Below are 18802 nucleotides of genomic sequence, written 5' to 3' on the forward strand. Positions count from 1 at the left end.
CGCTGAGCATAATGCAGACATCTAACTTGGTAGAACTGACGTCTAAACCGACAAAACATTTCATGTGGAAGGTCTCCTTTCTGTTAGATTTGGAAGTTTCCTTGACTACTGTAAGGTTCCCCAGAAGTCCTTCATTCGACAGCCTCGCATAATAGAATTCTCATCACCTATTCACAAGCCGCCTACTCTCTACTAAGAGCAGAAGTGAAGAGGTGGAAACAGCTAGTGGGTTGGAGGTAAAATGAAGGGCTGGGTAACAGACTTTGTAATGAAGACTGAGCAACAAGGAGGATAAGAAACAACCATGAGTCCTTTCCATAACTCTATTGTTCTGGGAAACATTGCAATAGTCAAGCATTTATACAATTATTGTTCAAACTGGGTTTTAATAACCCTCTAAACTTATATTACGAGGAGGATCTTTAGATGAAGAATCGTGGAGACAAATTGCAAAACTTAATGGTGAAAAAACGTGATGGTCGATCGGTTCCTTTTGACTTTCAAAAGTTAACTCTAAGCCTCGAACGGAGTAATCATGACTTAGAGGACGCTCTATCTCAGAAGGATTTAACGAAAGTCCAGCAAGCTTTGGAAGAGCAGATATCACAGTTGAAGTTGGATTTTATTTCTGTAGGAGAGCTTCGACAATTGGTAGTAGAATTGCTCTTAAGGGAAAAACAAGAAGAACTTCTTGCTCTTTACCAAGCTTATGCTGAGAAAAAAGAGCAGGAGCGTTTAGCAGCCCTAGATATCAATCAGGCGATTCAGAAACTCTTAGTAAAAGATAGTCGTTTGGTGAATGAGAATGCCAACAAAGATGCGGATGTTTTTAATACTCAACGGGATTTGACTGCGGGGATTGTCGGAAAAGCAATTGGACTCAAGCTCTTACCCTCACATGTGGCAAATGCCCACCAAAAAGGGGACATCCATTTTCATGACTTGGATTATAACCCTTATACACCTATGACCAATTGTTGTTTAATTGATTTTGAAGGAATGTTGGCACAAGGGTTTAAAATTGGAAATGCAGAAGTTGAGAGTCCGAAATCGATTCAAACGGCGACGGCACAAATTTCCCAAATCATTGCCAATGTTTCTTCTAGTCAATATGGTGGCTGTTCTGCTGATCGGATAGATCAAATTCTGGCCCCCTATGCGGAACTGAATTATCAGAAGCATCTGAAAGAAGCCGAGGAATGGGTCAAAGAAGGAAAGGCAGAGGCTTATGCCCTGAAAAAAACGAAAAAGGACATTTACGATGCCATGCAGTCCCTGGAATATGAAATCAATACCCTCTTTACTTCTAATGGCCAGACTCCTTTTACCTCGCTTGGATTTGGCTTGGGGACATCTTGGTTTGAGCGAGAAATTCAAAAAGCTATTTTGCACATTCGCATACAAGGTTTGGGACGTGAGGGCCGCACCGCTATTTTTCCGAAGTTAATTTTTACCTTAAAGAGAGGCTTGAATCTTGAGCCAGGAAGCCCCAACTATGATATCAAAGAGTTGGCTCTTGAATGTGCTACAAAGCGTATGTATCCCGACATCCTCTCCTACGATAAGATTGTGGACCTAACCGGTTCCTTCAAAGTTCCTATGGGATGTCGGTCCTTTCTCCAAGGTTGGAAAGATGAACAGGGGAGAGAAGTGAATGCTGGACGGATGAACTTGGGAGTTGTGACTGTTAATCTTCCGAGAATTGCTTTAGAGACCCGAGGAGACAAGGAAGCCTTCTGGAAGCTCTTCGATGAGCGAATGGAACTTGCTAAAGATGCCCTCATTTATCGGATAGAGAGGGTTAAAGAGGCGAAGCCGGCAAATGCTCCCATCCTTTATCAATATGGTGCTTTCGGTCAACGCTTAAGACCAGAAGACTCGGTAGATCAGGTCTTTCGAAATCGTCGTGCTACTGTCTCTCTTGGCTATATTGGCCTCTACGAAGTAGCTAGTGTCTTTTATGGTGGGAACTGGGAAGGGAATGAGGAAGCCAAAACGTTCACACTGGACATTATTCGAAAGATGAAGTCATTGACCGAAACCTGGTCAGACGAGTTCGGTTATCATTTTTCAGTTTATTCAACCCCATCTGAAAGCTTAACCGATCGCTTTTGCCGTTTGGATACTGAAAAATTCGGTCTCATTGAGAATGTGACCGATAAAGAATACTACACCAATAGTTTCCATTACGATGTGCGAAAGAACCCAACTCCCTTTGAAAAATTAGAGTTTGAAAAAGATTATCCAGCAGCTGGGGCGACAGGCGGTTTCATTCATTATTGTGAATATCCCGTTCTTCAACAAAATCCTAAAGCACTAGAAGTTGTTTGGGATTACGCCTATGATCGTGTTGGGTATTTGGGAACCAATACCCCCATTGACCGGTGTTATGCCTGTGGTTTTGCTGGGGATTTTGAGCCAACTGAGAAGGGCTTCCGTTGTCCCGCCTGTGGGATGACCGATCCAAAAATGGTAGACGTTGTGAAGCGAACCTGCGGATATTTAGGGAATCCCCAGGCTAGACCAATGGTCAGAGGACGACACAAGGAAATAGCGGCCCGGGTGAAGCATATGAACAGCTCCAGTCTGTAAGAGGGGGAATCATATGAACAATCCAAAACCTCAGGAGTGGAAAAGTGAGGAACTTAGTCAAGGTCGTATCATGGATTACAAGGCTTTTAATTTTGTAGATGGAGAAGGTGTTCGCTGTTCCCTTTATGTGAGTGGCTGTCTCTTCCATTGTCCAGGTTGCTACAATGTAGCAACCTGGTCTTTCTCCGCTGGAGTTCCTTATACCCAGGAATTGGAAGAACAAATAATGCAGGACCTTTCCCAATCCTATGTTCAAGGACTAACCCTTTTAGGAGGGGAACCCTTCCTCAACACAGGAATCCTTTTACCTTTAGTCAAACGAATTCGAAAAGAACTTCCGACTAAGGATATCTGGTCTTGGACAGGCTTTACATGGGAAGAGCTAGCCCTTGAAACACCTGATAAGTTAGAACTCTTGGAGTCTATCGATATTTTAGTGGATGGCCGCTATGATGCCAGTAAACGTGATTTGACTCTCCAATTTAGAGGATCCTCAAATCAGCGAATTATTGATGTACCCAAATCGTTAAAGGCAAACACGGTTATTCTTTGGGAAAATTTGAAACAGTAAAAGAAGGCCCACGGGTAAACTGTGGGCCTTCTTTTACAAACAAAAAAAGAGGGTAACCCCCTCTAAAACTGACGGAAGACATGGGATTCGAACCCACGCACGCTGTTACACGCCTACCGCGTTTCCAACACGGCCTCTTAAGCCTCTTGAGTAATCTTCCAAATCACTGACCTAATAAGTATACCACATTTTCAAACAGGTGCAAGCTTTTTTTCAAAAAAATGCTGGATGAGATTAAAGTTTTTTCTAGCTTTTCAGATAAAAGAGTGATATACTTATCAAGTAATGTTAGGGGTCGTTACGGATTCGACAGGCATTATGAGGCATATTTTGCGACTCATCGGCAGATGTAAAAATGCCAGTTAAATATAACTGCAAAAAATAACACTTCTTACGCTCTAGCTGCTTAATAACCAGCAGGCGTGACCAAGGTTTGATTGCTTGTGTTGAACTACGGTCTTATTATTAGCAAGCTACGATGGAAGTCAGCCTAGTACTTTCATAAGAGATTGATAGGCTCGCAGTTGCTTCACTTGAGCTATGTGTGGGGGAACTGTTAAATCAAAACATAGCCTATGGTTGTAGACAAATATGTTGGCAGGTGTTTGGACGTGGGTTCGACTCCCACCGGCTCCATTATAGGTTTTTATAATTTTTAAAACTTTCTATATATTACTAGAAATCTTGATTTATCAAGGTTTTTATTTTTCTTTTCTAAAACATTCTTATTTGTTCTTGTATATTTTTGAAAAAGTCCGACCCAATTTCCGACCTAAAAACTAAAAATCTACGTAGGAAGAAAACATCTCTCCGATTTCATCTTTTGACTGCATGCTGATATGGGTAAAGTGGTTCCTATTGGTTTTCATATCAAAGTGTCCCAAAGGTGCTGGATTTGCTTTAGGGTTCAAAAGTAATTGTTCATCCTTTACTTTTAGGATATCGGAAATGAAAAGCAGGGATTTTCTTTTGTCCCTGCTTTTCATGTGTACTGTATGTTAGGAGAGATTGTTTTTCACGATGACTTTTAAGGCGTTTTCTCGGCTAGCGTTTTTAAAGGTATCATAGGCTTGGTCAAAGTCTGATAGGTTGTAGTGATGTGTTACTAGTAATTGAGGATCCATTTTCCCGGATTGAATGACTTTCAAGAGCATGTCAGTAGTGTTTGCACTTACTAAGCCAGTTGAAAGCGTAATATTTTTAATCCAGAGTTTCTCCAGTTCAAAATTGACGGGTTTGCCATGGACACCAGCATTCGCAATATGACCACCGATGGCTATAATTTTTTGACAAATATCAAATGTTTGAGGATAGCCAACACATTCGATGGCAACATCGACCCCACGTCCATCGGTTATCTCCAGAATTTGTTCTTGTATCTCTGTAATGTTACTGGATTGAATCGTAGTAGTGGCACCCATTTTCTGAGCTTGTTCTAGCCGATTGGTATCTAAGTCAATCATAATCAATTGAGCAGGTGAATAAAATTGGGCAGTGATTAGAGCAGCTAGTCCCACTGGGCCAGCACCGACAATTGCAACTGACTGTCCAGGTTTGATGTGGCCATCTAAGACTCCAATTTCAAAACCTGTTGGTAGAATGTCACTTAACATAACCAAAGCATCATCGGAAACTGTTTCTGGTGCATGGTAAAGGCTGTTATCGGCGTGAGGGATTCGAACATACTCTGCCTGTGTTCCATCAATGAGATGCCCTAGAATCCAGCCGCCATCTTCACAGTGAGCTTGAATGTTTTGTTTGCAGTAATGACATTTACCGCAAGAGGTGATACAGGAAATGAGGACTTTATCACCTACTTTAAAATTAGAGACTGCTGAACCAATTTCCTCTACAATACCGATTCCTTCATGTCCCAAAGTCGTACCTAAAGGAACTTCAGGAACATCTCCTCCGATAATATGTAAATCAGTCCCACAAATTGTAGTCTGAAGGATTTTAATAACTGCATCCGTAGCCTTTTGGACTTGTGGTACATCTTTTTCGATGAGAACGTTGTTGCCTTCTCCTTGATAAACCATTGCTTTCATAGGGAACCTCCAATTGATATTCTTAGTACCATTATATTGCAAACGCTATCATTTTTCAAAAGATATGAGGCTCTGACTTGTAATTTGTATAGTGAGCAAATATAGAAAAAGAGGCTGAGAATTCCAGCCTCTTTTGGATTAGTGGGATACGCGTTTGCGGGCAGCTTTTTTACGATTTTCTTCGATGAAAGCTGCTTTTTGTTCCTCAGGTTCAATGATGGTTTTGTGGACTGCGTAAACAGCTCCTGCAACAGCAGCTGCAGTTCCAAGGATTCCAGTCAAAAGACCTTTACCAAAATTGTTTGCCATAAGTCTATCTCCTTTTTCTGTGTTATAATATATGGTACAGAAAATGGAAGAATTTTTCAAGGAAAAAAATGAAAACCAAGTTAATTGTTATCATGGGGCCAACTGCGGTCGGAAAGTCTGCTCTGGGGATTGCGTTGGCTCAGAAATTTAATGGGGAGATTATCTCAGGGGATAGTCAACAGGTTTATCGTAGTCTGGATATCGGAACTGCCAAGGTTACTCGGGCTGAACAGGAATCGGTTCCCCATCATTTGTTGGATGTGAGAGAAGTCGATCAGGGGTATTCGGCTTTTGATTTTGTTCAAGAAGCTACAATCAAGATTGAAGAAATTGCCCAAAGAGGTGCCCTACCGATGATTGTAGGTGGGACAGGTCTCTATTTACAAAGTCTTCTGGAAGGGTACCATCTAGGAGGACAGTTGGATCAAGCGGCTCTCTTGGCCTATCGACAAGAACTTGAAGCTTTAGAAACGGAAGCTTTGTACGAGCTGGTAAATCAGAAGGGGATTTCGATTCGCGAAATCAATCGGCGTCGTGCCACCCGAGCGCTGGAGTTAGATAAGTTTGGTCAAGACTTGGTCAATCAGGAACAGGATTTTGAAGCCCTTTTGATTGCCTTGGATGATGATCGAGAGGTCCTGTACCAGCGGATTAACCAGCGGGTTGATGAAATGGTTGAGGATGGACTATTAGAGGAAGCTCGATGGCTTTATAACAACCATCCGCAAACTCAAGCAGCTCGTGGAATTGGCTACAAAGAGCTTTTTCCCTATTTTGAAGGAGAAACCAGCTTAGAATCTGCCCTTGATACTGTGAAGAAGAATACCCGTCATTTTGCCAAGCGGCAGTTGACTTGGTTTCGCAATCGCATGAAACCGAATTTCTTTCTGGTTTCGACACCAGACTTTAAAGATGAGATTCAGAAATTGGTCGAGGATTTTTTAAATGATTAATACGGAAAAAGAACAAGAACGGGTTCTCTTAATCGGTGTAGAATTACCTAAAATGGACCATTTTCTGATGTCCATGGAAGAGTTAGCTCGCCTTGCCCAAACGGCTGGTGCCAAGGTTGTACGAGAAATTGTTCAAAAACGGGAGCGAATTGATGCCAGGAGTCTGATTGGTAGTGGTAAGGTAGAAGAGATTAAGAACTGGCTTGAAGCAGAAGAAATAGATAGTGTGATTGTAAATAATCGTTTGACTCCTCGTCAAAACAGCTATCTGGAAACCCAATGGGGAGTGAAGGTCATTGACCGAATGCAGTTGATTCTAGATATTTTTGCCCTAAGAGCCAGATCTTATGAGGGCAAATTGCAGGTTCATCTGGCCCAACTTCAATACCTCTTGCCACGCTTAGTGGGACAGGGGATTATGCTCAGTCGACAGGGGGGAGGGATTGGCTCCAGAGGTCCTGGTGAAAGTCAACTCGAACTAAATCGTCGGGCTGTACGGAACCAAATTACGGATATTGAACGCCAATTAAAGGCCGTTGAAAAAAATCGGAGCCGAATTCGCCAAAAGCGTTTGAAAAGTTCGGATTTACAGATTGGTTTGATCGGTTACACCAATGCGGGCAAGTCCACCATTATGAATGTTCTTGGAGAGAGTCCCCAGTATGAGGCTGATGAGCTTTTTGCGACCTTGGATGCGACAACCAAAAAAATCCATCTTGATCAAAACTTACAGGCAACCCTGACAGATACAGTTGGTTTTATTCAGGATTTGCCAACTGAGTTAGTAGCCAGTTTTAAGTCAACATTGGAAGAAAGCAAACATGTGGACTTACTTATCCATGTTATTGATGCCAGTGATCCTTACCATGAGCAGGAAGAGGAGACTGTGCTTGCTTTGATACAGGAATTAGAGATGGATCAGATTCCACGGATTACTCTTTATAATAAGTTGGATCGAATTGACGATTTTGTACCGACCCTCAACCCTTCTAGAAGCATTTCAGCCTATTCCCCTTCCGCCAAAGAGGAACTTAAAGAAATCATTCTCAATAAATTGAAGGTTTTATGGCAGCCCTTTGAAATTCGTTTGCCGCTGTTAAAACAGTACAACTTACATGAATTAGAAGAACTAGCCTTGATTGGTAATCGTGAATATGATCAAGAGGGATTAACTGTCTCAGGTTGGATTGCGGAAAAAAATAAATGGAGATTAGAAGCCTTTTATGAATAAATGGATTGAACGTGCGATTAGTTTGGGAGGCTATACGTCTCTGGATCGCAACTATCTAGAACACGTTTTACAAGGGAAGACAGATAGCGAGATCCTAGCCTGGATTACTCCTCCCCCAAGTGTTTTGAATGCTTACTTTGCAGAGTTATATCAGAAGAAGGGTCCTAAAGAGGCTATGGATTACCTGTTAGAAATGAGTCGGGCCTTTGACCTCTTTCAAAAAGAGCCTACATTTGTGGAAACAAAGCCGTTTATTCGTTTGAATTTGTCTGGTAAGGCCTACGGATTGGCTCTGCTTGATGAAAGTGGTCTGGGACAGGTATTCCCTCAAATGGAAGCAGCTGTAACACCTGCATTGCTTTGGGAAATTGCGACTATTTTTCCAAACCACCTAGTTGGACATGTTGAAGGTCGTATCATCTTACGTCCACAGGTGACACTGGATATTATGAGTGAAGAGGCCTTGACGCCATTAACAGATCGGTTGATACTAAATGATGGCAGTCAGAAAATGGTTTCCTATAGCCAAGAAGATTTACTTGAACAATTAATGAAACAAGAAGTTGAAACTCTTCTCTGGTATGGTTCCAAGGAACGTCAGCTTACAGTAGTAATGGAGGAGAAAGAATGGAATTACAATTTTTAGGGACCAGTGCGGGTCAACCCTCAAAAGCCCGAAATGTTTCCAGTTTGGCCCTAAAACTTTTAGATGAAATCAATGAAGTTTGGCTTTTTGATTGTGGGGAAGGGACACAGAACCAGATTCTTCATACCAGCATTCGACCACGCAAGGTCAGCAAAATTTTTATTACGCACCTGCATGGCGATCACATATTCGGTCTGCCTGGTTTCTTGTCCAGTCGGGCTTTTCAAGCCAACGAAGAACAAACAGATCTGGATATCTATGGTCCGGTGGGGATTCGAAGCTATGTTTTAAATAGTCTTCGTCTTTCCGGCTCCCGTCTCCCTTATCGTATTCATTTTCATGAATTTGATGCCAAACAGCTCGGATTGATGATGGAAACAGACCAGTTTAAAGTCTATGCGGAGGCCCTTGATCACAGTATTTTCTGTGTGGGCTACCGGGTTATTCAAAAGGATTTAGAAGGAACGTTGGATGCCGAAGCTTTGAAGCAAGCAGGGGTTCCTTTCGGTCCCCTATTTGGAAAAATCAAAAAAGGGGAAGATATTACTTTGGAAGATGGTCGACTGATAAAAGCCAAGGACTATCTCTCACCACCTCGGCCTGGGAAAGTGATTACAATTCTCGGTGATACTCGCAAGACCAACGCGAGTGTCCGCCTAGGAGTCGGCGCTGATATCTTGGTTCATGAAGCTACTTACGGCAAAGGGGATGAAAAATTGGCACGCAACCATGGCCATTCCACCAATATGGACGCTGCTAAAGTCGCTAAGGAAGCCGGTGCGAAGCGCCTTTTATTGAACCACATTAGCCCACGCTTTTTGGCAAAAGACATTAGTCAAATGCGGGATGACGCTGCTAGCCTCTTTCCCAATGTCCATGTTGTCAAAGATTTAGAAGAAATTCCACTGTAGAGTAGGGGATCTAAATGATAGAAGCAAAATACGATTGGCAATTTCGGCCAAAAGTAGAAGATCAGGATTTTATCGCGGAAGCCAAAACGTTTGGTCTGGAAGAATCCGTTGCGGATCTCCTTTACCAACGTGGGGTTCAAAGCAAGGAGGCGCTTGAAGCTTTTCTAAAGCCAAATTTAGAAGATCTTGCCGATCCTTTCCTTTTTCACGATATGGAAAAAGCTGTGGCCCGAATAGAAGAGGCGATTCAGAATGGGGAAGCGATTCTGGTTTATGGGGATTACGATGCTGATGGCATGACCAGTGCTTCCATTATGAAGGAAGTTCTGGAGGAAATGGGAGCAGAGGTTGAAGTTTACCTCCCGAATCGATTTACGGATGGGTATGGTCCCAATAAGAGTGTCTATAAGTACTTCATCGAAAATCAGAAGATTTCTCTGATTATCACTGTCGATAATGGGGTGGCTGGTCACGAAGCCTTGGAGTTTGCGAATGAGGTTGGAGTAGATGTCATTGTAACGGACCACCACGCGCTGCCAGAGGTCTTGCCACCTGCCTACGCGATTATTCATCCGGAATTACCTGGAGATCCGTATCCTTTTCATCATTTGGCAGGCGTTGGAGTGGCTTTTAAACTAGCTTGTGCCCTGGTCGGGGATGTGGTGCAAGATTTCTTAGACCTAGTTGCCATCGGGACCATCGCAGATATGGTTCCCTTGGTCGGTGAAAATCGTATTCTAGTGTCTTACGGTCTGAAGATTTTGCAACAAACCCAGCGGATTGGCTTGCAGGAATTGGCTGCAGTCGCTTCGCTCAAGCTGGACGAAGCTAACGAGGAAACGGTTGGTTTTCAGATCGCTCCTCGCTTGAATGCTTTGGGACGTCTAGATGATCCAAATCCAGCCTTGGAGCTTCTAACGGGCTTTGATGATGAGGTGGCTCATGAGCTAGCCCAGATGATTGATGCCAAAAATACGGAACGCAAGGAGCTGGTACAAGCGATTTATGAAGAAGCGCGTGCGCAACTAGATCCTGAGGCCAAGGCACAAGTCCTAGTTCATGAAGGTTGGAACCCGGGAGTGTTAGGGATTGTCGCTGGTCGACTGTTGGAAGAGACGGGGCAACCTGTCATTGTTCTGAGTAGTGATGGTGAAAAGGCTAAGGGTTCTGCACGCAGTCCTGAACGCATCCATCTTTTTGAAGCTTTGGATCCACATAGAGAGTTATTTGTCGCCTTTGGGGGACATGCTGGTGCGGCAGGAATGACCTTGGAATTAGAGAAGGTACCAGCCTTAAAAGCGGTTTTGGAAGATTACATTGCCAACCTTGGCTTGGATCCAAAGGATAAACCTGCCTATCAAGTGGATGAAACCTTAGATTTACAGCATTTAAGTCTAAAAACGCTGGAGCAATTTCAGCAACTAGCTCCATTTGGAATGGAGAATCGGCAACCCGTTTTTTATATTTCTGATTTTCAAGTGGAAGCTAGCAAAAGCATGGGGCAAGGAAATGCCCATCTTAAACTAAAGATTTCCCAAGGGGAGTCTGCCTTTGAGGTTGTTGGTTTTGGCTATGGAAACTTGGCCTTAGAGTTCTCACAGGCTAAAAAGCTCCAACTTCTAGTAACCTTGGCTGTAAATCAGTGGAATGGACAGACTAGCCTTCAGCTCATGATGGTGGATGCCAGGATTAACGGTCTCCAACTCTACAATATTCGTTCAGCAAAATTGCCACTCCCTGATTCTGTTCCGGTTCTGGAGTTTACGGAGGATTTTCCAGCTAATGTTCCGCAAGCAAGGGCTTATGTCTTAGACCAACTTCCGGAAATAGTGGAGCCCTTAGCACGGTTTATCCAAGAACGGCAACCACAGGTTTTTTATTTCAAAAACACCATCAAGGAAGCTTATTATCTTACGGGTGTTGGAACGAGGGACCAATTTGCCTTGCTGTATAAAACGATCAAGCAGTTTCCAGAATTTGATGTTCGTTACAAATTAAATGAACTGGCGACTTATTTGAAAATCCAACGTCCCCTCCTCATTAAGATGTTGCAAATTTTCCAAGAATTGGAATTTGTGACCATTGAAGATGGGATTCTGAAGGAAAATCCGAATGCTGCCAGACGATCCATCGAGGAGAGTCAGATTTATCAGAATTTGAAAGAGTTGGCTCATTTCCAAGAAAAAATGGCTTTGGATTCAGTAGAAGATATCTATGATTATTTGCTTCATTTTCCGCTGGAGACTCTTTAAGCCTGGATTTATTTGTGACTGACTTCTAGCTATTCTACTTGAAGTATGGTAGAATGGTTTGTAAAACATTTTGATAGAAAGTCGATTATGAACTTAAAAGATTATATTGCTACAATTGAAAATTATCCGCAGGAAGGGGTAACCTTCCGTGACATCAGTCCTTTGATGGCGAATGGAAATGCTTATTCTTACGCCGTCCGGGAAATTGTTCAATACGCGACTGATAAGAAGATTGATATGATTGTAGGACCTGAAGCTCGTGGATTTATTGTGGGCTGTCCAGTTGCCTATGAACTTGGAATTGGTTTTGCACCTGTCCGTAAGCCTGGAAAACTTCCACGCGAAGTGATTTCTGCAGATTATGAAAAGGAATATGGACTTGACACTCTTACCATGCATGCAGACTCCATTAAACCAGGTCAACGTGTTCTCATTGTAGATGATTTATTGGCAACAGGTGGGACTGTTAAAGCGACCATCGAGATGATTGAGCGTTTAGGTGGTATTGTTGCAGGCTGTGCATTCCTAATCGAATTGGATGACTTGAATGGTCGCGAAGCCATTGGTGATTACGACTATAAAGTTCTCATGCATTATTAATGTTGATCTTCTTGAAGGAAACTTCAAGAAGATTTTTTTCGTCCGCATCGAAAAAATGTATAATAGAGAGTATGGAATAGGAATGTATTCTCATACTTAACGAATTTCAAAATCAGAATACCCGCGGAATTTCAAAAAAATGACGAGGACAGCTGATGATGATAGTTCAACAGGTCTGGGAGACCTGTTGAATTTCGTCAATTAAGAGAGTGAAACAGAACGATTTTTACACATAACATCGTCCGTTACAAGTCTTTGTTACAAGTTGTAAGCTGAAACGGTTTCTCCCCAAACCGACCTCGCTCTTTTATTGTTAGGCTCGGGTTCAAACAGTCTCTTCCCAGACTGTTTGAATCCCACCCTCGCTCTAAAGGCATGTTGAATGCCTTTAGAGTTTCTAAATGAAATGAACGAAGTTCATGTCAATGTTGATTCGGTTATTTTCGGAGGTCAAAGAGTCAGGAATTGACTCTTTGAGTATCTGGATAAGAGAACAGGAACTGTTCTCTCAATAAAAGTGAACGAAAGTACCAATCAACCACTGCGTCAAAGTGAATTCACTAACAAAAATAGGATGGTTGAGACTTTTGTTCCAACCTCAATCAATAAGTTCATCAAAGAGGTTGACAAAGTCAGGTTTTGAAATTCAATGAGTATCAGTAGTAAAAAATCTAGTAAAGGAGCATTATGGCTTATTACCAAATATACCAGACGGGACAGTTAGTCCTGCCGGCCTTTCTCTTTGAACAATTAGGAAACTTATTTGGGTCTGCGGAGGAATTTCTGGTGTGGCAGTTGGCCTATGTAGAAAATGTGACCAAAGGGGCCAGTATTTCTATCGATGAATTGGTTAAGCGTTCGGGTTTGGAGAGGGAAACGATACGAGGGTGTTTGAATAGTTTGATTCAATCGGGTTCTCTTCGCTTCCAAGAGACCAGCAACCAGGAAGGAAAAGGAGGTCTCTATTATGATGCAACGCCTCTGTTTGAACGACTGGATCAAATGGCGGCTGATTTAGAAAAAGGACAAGAACCTCAAAGTGAAGCACAGGAGTTTAAAGATCTCTTGACCTTCATACAGGAATCTTACGGTCGCTTATTAAATCCTATTGAAATTGAAGACCTTCAGAAATGGGCACGAGATTTTTCGGTTGTGTTAATCAAAGAAGCTGTTCGAGAATCAGTCTTGAATGGAAAGACCAGTTGGCGTTATTGGCAAACAATTCTCCGCAATTGGGTGAATGAAGGAATTCAAACAGTGGAACAGGTGAATCGACGTCGTGAAGAATGGAATTTACAGAAAACACGTAAAATCTCAGCTAGCGAGGAATTTAAAAACAACGTAAATTTGTGGAGGTTAGGGGAATGATTGGACGGGTTAAATTAAAGCGTATCCTAGATATCATTGCGGACATGTTTCCAAATGCTCGTGGGGAATTGGAGTATGAGACGCCCTTTCAACTGTTGATTGCGGTCATTTTATCAGCTCAAGCAACCGATAAATCCGTTAATAAAATCACACCCGGTTTGTGGGCCAAGTACCCAGAAATTGAAGACTTAGCCAAGGCCCCCTTACCGGAGGTAGAAGAGACCATTCGTCATATCGGTCTTTACAAATCCAAAGCCAAAAATATTATTCGAACAGCGCAGGAAATCTTAGAACGGTTTGATGGCCAAGTCCCCAAAACTCATAAAGAATTAGAATCCTTACCGGGGGTTGGGCGAAAGACGGCCAATGTCGTTCTGGGGGAAATTTATCACATTCCAGCTATTGCGGTCGATACCCATGTCAGTCGGATTGCTAAGCGGCTGAATATCTCGGCCCAGGATGCCAGCGTCGAGCAGATTGAACAAGATCTCATGGCTAAAATCCCTAAAAAAGATTGGATTGCGACCCATCACCGTTTGATTTTCTTTGGTCGTTACCATTGTACTGCCCGAAAACCTAAATGTGAGACCTGCCCTGTCCAGTCTCTCTGTTATTATTATAAAAATTTGGAGGAATAAATGTCCTTATCGAAACGTTTAGACCTTGTGTCTAGTTTTGTTAGTTCTGGAGCAAAAATTTTAGATGTGGGGAGTGACCACGCCTATTTGCCCATTGCCTTGATCAAAAGGGGGAAAATCTCCGCTGCCATTGCAGGCGAAGTCGTGGAAGGCCCTTACCAGTCGGCTTGTCAAAATGTTCAAAAGGAAGGCTTGAGTCAGCAGATCCAGGTTCGACTAGCGTCAGGCTTAGATGCCATGAATGCAGAGGATGAAATTGAGGAGATTGTTATTGCCGGAATGGGAGGGAGACTGATATCTACCATTTTGGATCAAGGTCAAGCCAAGTTGCAGGGAATCCAGTCTCTTATTCTTCAACCCAATAACCGAGAAAATGAATTAAGAATCTGGTTAGAAAAGCATGGCTATCACATTACAGCCGAAGAGATTTTGGAAGAAGCTGGAAAAATTTATGAGATTCTAGTAGCAAAGCCGGGGAAGATGGCATTGAGTTGGAAAGATCAAACCTTTGGTCCCTATCTCTTAAAAAATAGATCAGAAGTGTTTTATAAAAAATGGTTGAAAGAGGCTGAAAAAATTGAAGGACTTCTGGTTAAAATTCCTGACGAGCATGAAGAAGAGAAATTGGAATTAGCTCAAAAATTAGCAGCAATAAACGAGGTGTTAGATGAAAGTTAGAGATGTACTTAAACGTTATGAGGCCTTTTGTCCGCCAGAATTGTCACTGGAAGGTGACCAGGTTGGATTGCAGATTGGTTCGTTAGATAAGGATGTGAAACGGGTGATGGTCACCTTGGATATTCGTGAGCAAACTGTCCAAGAAGCCATTGCCAACCAAGTGGATCTGCTGATTGTCAAACACGCGCCTATTTTTCGTCCCATTAAGAACTTGGTTTATGATCAGGGGATGAATGGGATTTATGTGGATTTAATTAAGGCAGATATTGCAGTCTATGTGTCCCATACCAATATTGATGTTGTCGAAGGAGGGTTGAATGACTGGTTCTGTGACTTGCTTGGAATTACGCATGTAGAACCTCTGCATGAAACTCTTCCTGGCCAGGGTATTGGACGGATCGGGGATATTGAGTCGATGGAATTTCAAGATTTGGCTCTCAAGGTCAAAGAAACTTTCCATTTGGACAGTGTCCGTTTAGTTGAATACCCAGGTTACATAGATACTCCTGTTACCCGTGTGGCCATCTGTGGAGGAAGCGGTCAATCTTTTGCCAAGGATGCTTTGGAAAAAGGGGCAGATGTTTTGATAACGGGAGATATCTATTACCATAATGCTCAAGACTTCTTATCTCAAGGTTTACGGGCTATCGATCCTGGTCACTATATCGAAATCCTTTTTGTACACGGCGTTTCAGCACTCTTTGAGCGTTGGTCCCAGGAGGAAGGATGGGAATTGGACATTCTTGGAAGTCGGGTTTCCACCAACCCTTTTTACCATCTCTAGGAGGTAATTTATGGAATGGTTAGCCCAACAACCTGTAGTCTGGTTAGCTTTTGGAGCAGGTCTCTTTACCTGGTTTTGTACGGCCCTTGGTGCCTCTGTTGTTTTCTTTTTTAAAGATGTTAATCGTAAGGCCTTAGATACAACTATGGGATTTGCCGCTGGGGTCATGATTGCCGCTTCTTTTTGGTCTCTTTTATCACCAGCTTTGGAATTTGCGGAGCCGACTTATGGCAAACTGAGTTGGTTACCCGTAGCGATTGGATTTTTAGCGGGTGGTTTCTTTCTCCGGTTAGTGGATATGATTATTCCCCATATTCATCTGAGTCAAAAAGAAGTCGAAGGGTTGCAGCCTAAGAAGCGTTTATCCCGGACAGCCCTACTTTTTTCAGCCATCACCATTCATAATTTTCCTGAAGGATTAGCCGTTGGTGTTGCCTTTGGAGCCATTCAAGATGGAAATACAGCGGCTCTAGTCTCAGCCATTGGTCTAGCTCTAGGGATTGGCCTGCAAAATATTCCCGAAGGTGCTGCCCTCGCAGTCCCTATTCGGACAGAAGGACGTTCCCGTTTGTCGGCTTTTGTTTGGGGAGCTAATTCTGCTATCGTAGAACCGATTGGAGCCCTTCTGGGAGCTATAGCTGTTTTAGCTATGACCTCCCTGCTTCCCTATGCTCTTTCTTTTGCAGCGGGTGCCATGATCTTTGTCGTCGTCGAAGAGTTAATCCCTGATTCTCAAAATAACGGCCATACAGACCAAGCAACCTTAGGACTCATGATTGGTTTTGTTTTAATGATGATTTTAGATGTGGCTTTAGGCTAAAAGAAAAAGGAGGCTAAGATGAAAAAAATTGGTTTCCTACTGTGCCTAATTGTCATTGGCATCAGTCTTATTTGGGCAGGGGGAACCCAAGCACCAGAGCTAGATAACCAGGTCCAGGAAGAAAAAGCTGCCATTACTCTTCCCAAAACCAATTATCGAATGGAGGAACGGGATATCCGGGATGGAGCGCGTAAGTTAAAGGGACGCCTCTATATTCCGGACAGTAAGTCAAAAGTTCCCTTAGTTATTTTTGCCCATGGTTTCAATGGTTCTTATCGACAAGGGCGCGTTTATGCCGAATTGCTGGCAGCTCGTGGTTACGCTGTCTATACCTTTGACTTTGTGCATGGTGGCCCCAAAAGTCAAAGCAGTAGCAATGCCAAGGAGTTAACGGTGACTAGTCAAGTTGAGGACCTGAAGAGTGTACTAGATGCCAGTGAAAATTGGTCGGAAATCATACCGGATCAAACTAGCATCCTTGGTATTAGCCAAGGCGGTCTGATTGCCAGTCTGGTTGCTAGTCAGGAACCCAAGCGTATCCAGAGTTTACTTCTGATGTATCCAGCCTTTATTATTAGTGAGTTACCGCATCAGGTCTATGATTCTTTTGAGGAAATTCCAGAGGACACAAAGATTTTTGATCAGTTTTCGATAGAGATTAGCCCCAATTATCTTTTAGATGTTTGGTCCGTCAACATTTATCAGGAGTTGGCCAAGTACCCTGGTCCGGTTTTAATTCTCCACGGGAATCAGGATGAGATTGTCCCATTTTCCTATAGCGAAAAAGCTCGCCCTTATCTGAAAAATGGTCAAGTTCAGATTATTGATGGGGCAGGTCATGATTTTTCAGGAGACTATTTCCCGACTGTCAGCTATCCGATTCTTAAATTCTTGCAAGACAATCAAACAGAGTAAGAAAAACCACTTTAATTTTCTGTAAACTATTGTCAAAGCTTTTAAAGTCCTATATAATAAGGCACATATTTAGAAAAAGGAGATGTTTATGGTAAAAAAAGGTGCCTTAACGGGGCTTCTTTTGTTCGGGATCTTCTTCGGAGCTGGTAACTTGATTTTCCCACCGGCTCTTGGAGTCTTGTCTGGACAAAATTTTTGGCCCGCAATTTTTGGTTTTGTTGTCTCGGGAGTTGGTTTAGCTGTGCTGACGCTGATTATTGGAACTCTAAATCCCAAGGGTTATGTTTATGAAATTTCCAAGAAAATTTCACCAGTCTTCGCGACGATTTATTTGGTAGCCCTATATCTGGCAATTGGTCCTTTCTTCGCGATTCCACGGACTGCGACGACAGCTTTCAGTGTTGGAATTGAGCCTTTATTAAATGGGTTTAATCCAAGTCTAGCACTCTTTATTTTCACAGTCCTGTACTTTGGAGCTGCTTACCTGATTGCTTTGAATCCTTCCAAAATTTTAGACTCAGTTGGTCGTATTTTGACACCGATTTTTGCCCTTTCCATTGTTCTCTTGATTGTTCTTGGGCTGGCTAACTTTAGCCAAGCACCTCAAGCAGCGGTTGATGGCTACGCAAGCGCAGCATTTGGAACTGGTTTCCTGGAGGGTTATAACACACTTGATGCTTTGGCTTCTGTAGCCTTCAGTGTAATCGCCGTACAAACCTTGAAACAATTAGGATTTTCTAGTAAAAAAGAATATATCTCAACAATCTGGATTGTTGGTTTGGTTGTAGCCTTGGCCTTCAGTGGTCTCTATATCGGACTTGCAAGGTTGGGGAATTCCTTCCCTGTTCCAGCAGATGTAGTGGCCAATGCCGAAGTGAATAAAGGAGTTTATGTTCTAACGAATGCAACTCAACAAGTCTTTGGTTCTGTAGGTCAGCTTTTCTTGGCCTTCATGATCACTATGACCTGCTTCACAACAACAGTTGGTTTGATTGTGGCTACGGGTGAATTCTTTAATTCTCGCTTCCCACAATATTCTTATAAAACTTTTGCAACTGCCTTTACCTTCATTGGTTTTGCGATTGCAAACCTAGGCTTGAACACCATCATTACTTTCTCACTACCTGTATTGATGATTCTTTACCCAATTACCATCGCTCTTGTCTTGATTGTCATTGTAAACAAATTCCTACCCCTTTCAAAACGTGGGATGCAAGTGACAGTTGGCTTGGTGACCTTGGTATCCGTAGCGGAGGTTCTTGGGTCTAGTCTAGGTATTACAGTTTTAAGTAATCTCGTAAGTAGTCTGCCATTCGCAGCGGCTTCAATGGCTTGGACAACACCTGCTCTTGCTGGTTTGCTCCTAGCTTTACTGCTTCCAGATAAGCAAGAAGCGGAAGTTTTTGACATGGAAAACCTTTAAATTTAGTTGATCACGGTAAGTATTTGTTTACCGTGATTTTTTTTGCTATTCTTGAAGGAGGTT

Annotated in this window: 17 protein-coding genes, 1 tRNA gene and 1 other RNA gene; 16 read left to right on the forward strand and 3 right to left on the reverse strand. The window is 42.6% G+C overall.

What is annotated here, in order from left to right; all coding sequences use genetic code 11:
• The first annotated feature begins 426 nt into the window (after positions 1-426).
• A complete protein-coding gene (gene nrdD, locus JEQ21_RS02225; protein WP_199363788.1) occupies positions 427-2592 on the forward strand; it encodes an anaerobic ribonucleoside-triphosphate reductase in 2166 nt (721 codons plus the stop codon).
• A gap of 13 nt (positions 2593-2605) precedes the next feature.
• The gene (gene nrdG / locus JEQ21_RS02230; protein ID WP_199363789.1) at positions 2606-3163 is read left to right on the forward strand and encodes an anaerobic ribonucleoside-triphosphate reductase activating protein; all 558 of its coding nucleotides are present in this window, start codon (positions 2606-2608) and stop codon (positions 3161-3163) included.
• Positions 3164-3235: 72 nt separating this feature from the next.
• Here nrdG and JEQ21_RS02235 read toward each other — a convergent pair.
• A tRNA-Ser gene (locus tag JEQ21_RS02235) sits at positions 3236-3323 on the reverse strand.
• A 131-nt stretch (positions 3324-3454) separates the two neighbouring features.
• Between JEQ21_RS02235 and ssrA the strand changes: the two genes are divergently transcribed.
• Positions 3455-3802: a transfer-messenger RNA gene (ssrA, locus tag JEQ21_RS02240) on the forward strand.
• Positions 3803-4161: 359 nt separating this feature from the next.
• Here ssrA and JEQ21_RS02245 read toward each other — a convergent pair.
• Together JEQ21_RS02245 and JEQ21_RS02250 are read right to left on the reverse strand one after the other, a co-directional pair.
• Positions 4162-5211: a zinc-dependent alcohol dehydrogenase family protein gene (locus JEQ21_RS02245; protein ID WP_199363790.1), complete on the reverse strand. Its 1050-nt coding sequence runs from the start codon at positions 5209-5211 to the stop codon at positions 4162-4164.
• A 138-nt stretch (positions 5212-5349) separates the two neighbouring features.
• Complete coding sequence (locus tag JEQ21_RS02250; protein ID WP_196090836.1) at positions 5350-5520, reverse strand: DUF3042 family protein; 171 nt, start codon at positions 5518-5520, stop codon at positions 5350-5352.
• 68 nt (positions 5521-5588) lie between these two features.
• Between JEQ21_RS02250 and miaA the strand changes: the two genes are divergently transcribed.
• The 13 genes from miaA to brnQ all read left to right on the forward strand — a co-directional run bounded on the left by miaA (position 5589) and on the right by brnQ (position 18739).
• Positions 5589-6473, forward strand: a complete 885-nt coding sequence (gene miaA / locus JEQ21_RS02255; protein ID WP_199363791.1) for a tRNA (adenosine(37)-N6)-dimethylallyltransferase MiaA — start codon at positions 5589-5591, stop codon at positions 6471-6473.
• Positions 6466-7704 (forward strand): GTPase HflX, encoded by a 1239-nt coding sequence (gene hflX, locus JEQ21_RS02260; RefSeq protein ID WP_199363792.1) that lies wholly within the window; start codon positions 6466-6468, stop codon positions 7702-7704. Before miaA ends, hflX begins: the two co-directional genes overlap by 8 nt.
• On the forward strand, positions 7697-8350 hold the full coding sequence (locus JEQ21_RS02265) for a cystathionine beta-lyase (RefSeq protein WP_199363793.1): 654 nt from the start codon (positions 7697-7699) through the stop codon (positions 8348-8350). Before hflX ends, JEQ21_RS02265 begins: the two co-directional genes overlap by 8 nt.
• Positions 8332-9261, forward strand: coding sequence for a ribonuclease Z (rnz, locus tag JEQ21_RS02270; protein WP_196090840.1), 930 nt, complete (start codon positions 8332-8334; stop codon positions 9259-9261). The genes JEQ21_RS02265 and rnz overlap by 19 nt, the downstream gene beginning before the upstream one ends.
• Before the next feature lie 14 nt (positions 9262-9275).
• Positions 9276-11513, forward strand: coding sequence for a single-stranded-DNA-specific exonuclease RecJ (recJ, locus tag JEQ21_RS02275; RefSeq protein ID WP_199363794.1), 2238 nt, complete (start codon positions 9276-9278; stop codon positions 11511-11513).
• 87 nt (positions 11514-11600) lie between these two features.
• A complete protein-coding gene (locus JEQ21_RS02280; RefSeq protein WP_196090842.1) occupies positions 11601-12113 on the forward strand; it encodes an adenine phosphoribosyltransferase in 513 nt (170 codons plus the stop codon).
• 687 nt (positions 12114-12800) lie between these two features.
• On the forward strand, positions 12801-13481 hold the full coding sequence (locus JEQ21_RS02285; RefSeq protein ID WP_199363795.1) for a DnaD domain-containing protein: 681 nt from the start codon (positions 12801-12803) through the stop codon (positions 13479-13481).
• Positions 13478-14119 (forward strand): endonuclease III, encoded by a 642-nt coding sequence (nth, locus tag JEQ21_RS02290; protein WP_196966657.1) that lies wholly within the window; start codon positions 13478-13480, stop codon positions 14117-14119. The genes JEQ21_RS02285 and nth overlap by 4 nt, the downstream gene beginning before the upstream one ends.
• Positions 14120-14797 (forward strand): tRNA (adenine(22)-N(1))-methyltransferase, encoded by a 678-nt coding sequence (locus tag JEQ21_RS02295; RefSeq protein WP_199363796.1) that lies wholly within the window; start codon positions 14120-14122, stop codon positions 14795-14797.
• On the forward strand, positions 14787-15581 hold the full coding sequence (locus JEQ21_RS02300; protein WP_196090846.1) for a Nif3-like dinuclear metal center hexameric protein: 795 nt from the start codon (positions 14787-14789) through the stop codon (positions 15579-15581). The genes JEQ21_RS02295 and JEQ21_RS02300 overlap by 11 nt, the downstream gene beginning before the upstream one ends.
• Before the next feature lie 10 nt (positions 15582-15591).
• A complete protein-coding gene (locus JEQ21_RS02305) occupies positions 15592-16401 on the forward strand; it encodes a ZIP family metal transporter (protein ID WP_199363797.1) in 810 nt (269 codons plus the stop codon).
• Between the two features lie 18 nt (positions 16402-16419).
• Positions 16420-17316 carry an alpha/beta hydrolase family protein gene (locus JEQ21_RS02310; protein WP_199363798.1) on the forward strand — a complete coding sequence of 299 codons (897 nt, stop codon included), beginning with the start codon at positions 16420-16422 and terminating at the stop codon, positions 17314-17316.
• 88 nt (positions 17317-17404) lie between these two features.
• Positions 17405-18739 carry a branched-chain amino acid transport system II carrier protein gene (gene brnQ, locus JEQ21_RS02315; RefSeq protein WP_199363799.1) on the forward strand — a complete coding sequence of 445 codons (1335 nt, stop codon included), beginning with the start codon at positions 17405-17407 and terminating at the stop codon, positions 18737-18739.
• Positions 18740-18802: the final 63 nt, after the last annotated feature.

The organism is Streptococcus sp. 121, from assembly GCF_016458205.1.
Lineage (GTDB): Bacteria > Bacillota > Bacilli > Lactobacillales > Streptococcaceae > Streptococcus.

Coding starts and splice junctions, on each gene's coding strand:
- recJ (WP_199363794.1), top strand. CDS start 9,276: ATGATAGAAGCAAAATACGATTGGCAATTTCGGCCAAAAGTAGAAGAT.
- JEQ21_RS02285 (WP_199363795.1), top strand. CDS start 12,801: ATGGCTTATTACCAAATATACCAGACGGGACAGTTAGTCCTGCCGGCC.
- JEQ21_RS02250 (WP_196090836.1), bottom strand. CDS start 5,520: ATGGCAAACAATTTTGGTAAAGGTCTTTTGACTGGAATCCTTGGAACT.
- hflX (WP_199363792.1), top strand. CDS start 6,466: ATGATTAATACGGAAAAAGAACAAGAACGGGTTCTCTTAATCGGTGTA.
- miaA (WP_199363791.1), top strand. CDS start 5,589: ATGAAAACCAAGTTAATTGTTATCATGGGGCCAACTGCGGTCGGAAAG.
- rnz (WP_196090840.1), top strand. CDS start 8,332: ATGGAATTACAATTTTTAGGGACCAGTGCGGGTCAACCCTCAAAAGCC.
- nrdD (WP_199363788.1), top strand. CDS start 427: ATGAAGAATCGTGGAGACAAATTGCAAAACTTAATGGTGAAAAAACGT.
- brnQ (WP_199363799.1), top strand. CDS start 17,405: ATGGTAAAAAAAGGTGCCTTAACGGGGCTTCTTTTGTTCGGGATCTTC.
- JEQ21_RS02305 (WP_199363797.1), top strand. CDS start 15,592: ATGGAATGGTTAGCCCAACAACCTGTAGTCTGGTTAGCTTTTGGAGCA.
- JEQ21_RS02245 (WP_199363790.1), bottom strand. CDS start 5,211: ATGAAAGCAATGGTTTATCAAGGAGAAGGCAACAACGTTCTCATCGAA.
- JEQ21_RS02295 (WP_199363796.1), top strand. CDS start 14,120: ATGTCCTTATCGAAACGTTTAGACCTTGTGTCTAGTTTTGTTAGTTCT.
- JEQ21_RS02310 (WP_199363798.1), top strand. CDS start 16,420: ATGAAAAAAATTGGTTTCCTACTGTGCCTAATTGTCATTGGCATCAGT.
- nth (WP_196966657.1), top strand. CDS start 13,478: ATGATTGGACGGGTTAAATTAAAGCGTATCCTAGATATCATTGCGGAC.
- JEQ21_RS02265 (WP_199363793.1), top strand. CDS start 7,697: ATGAATAAATGGATTGAACGTGCGATTAGTTTGGGAGGCTATACGTCT.
- JEQ21_RS02280 (WP_196090842.1), top strand. CDS start 11,601: ATGAACTTAAAAGATTATATTGCTACAATTGAAAATTATCCGCAGGAA.
- nrdG (WP_199363789.1), top strand. CDS start 2,606: ATGAACAATCCAAAACCTCAGGAGTGGAAAAGTGAGGAACTTAGTCAA.
- JEQ21_RS02300 (WP_196090846.1), top strand. CDS start 14,787: ATGAAAGTTAGAGATGTACTTAAACGTTATGAGGCCTTTTGTCCGCCA.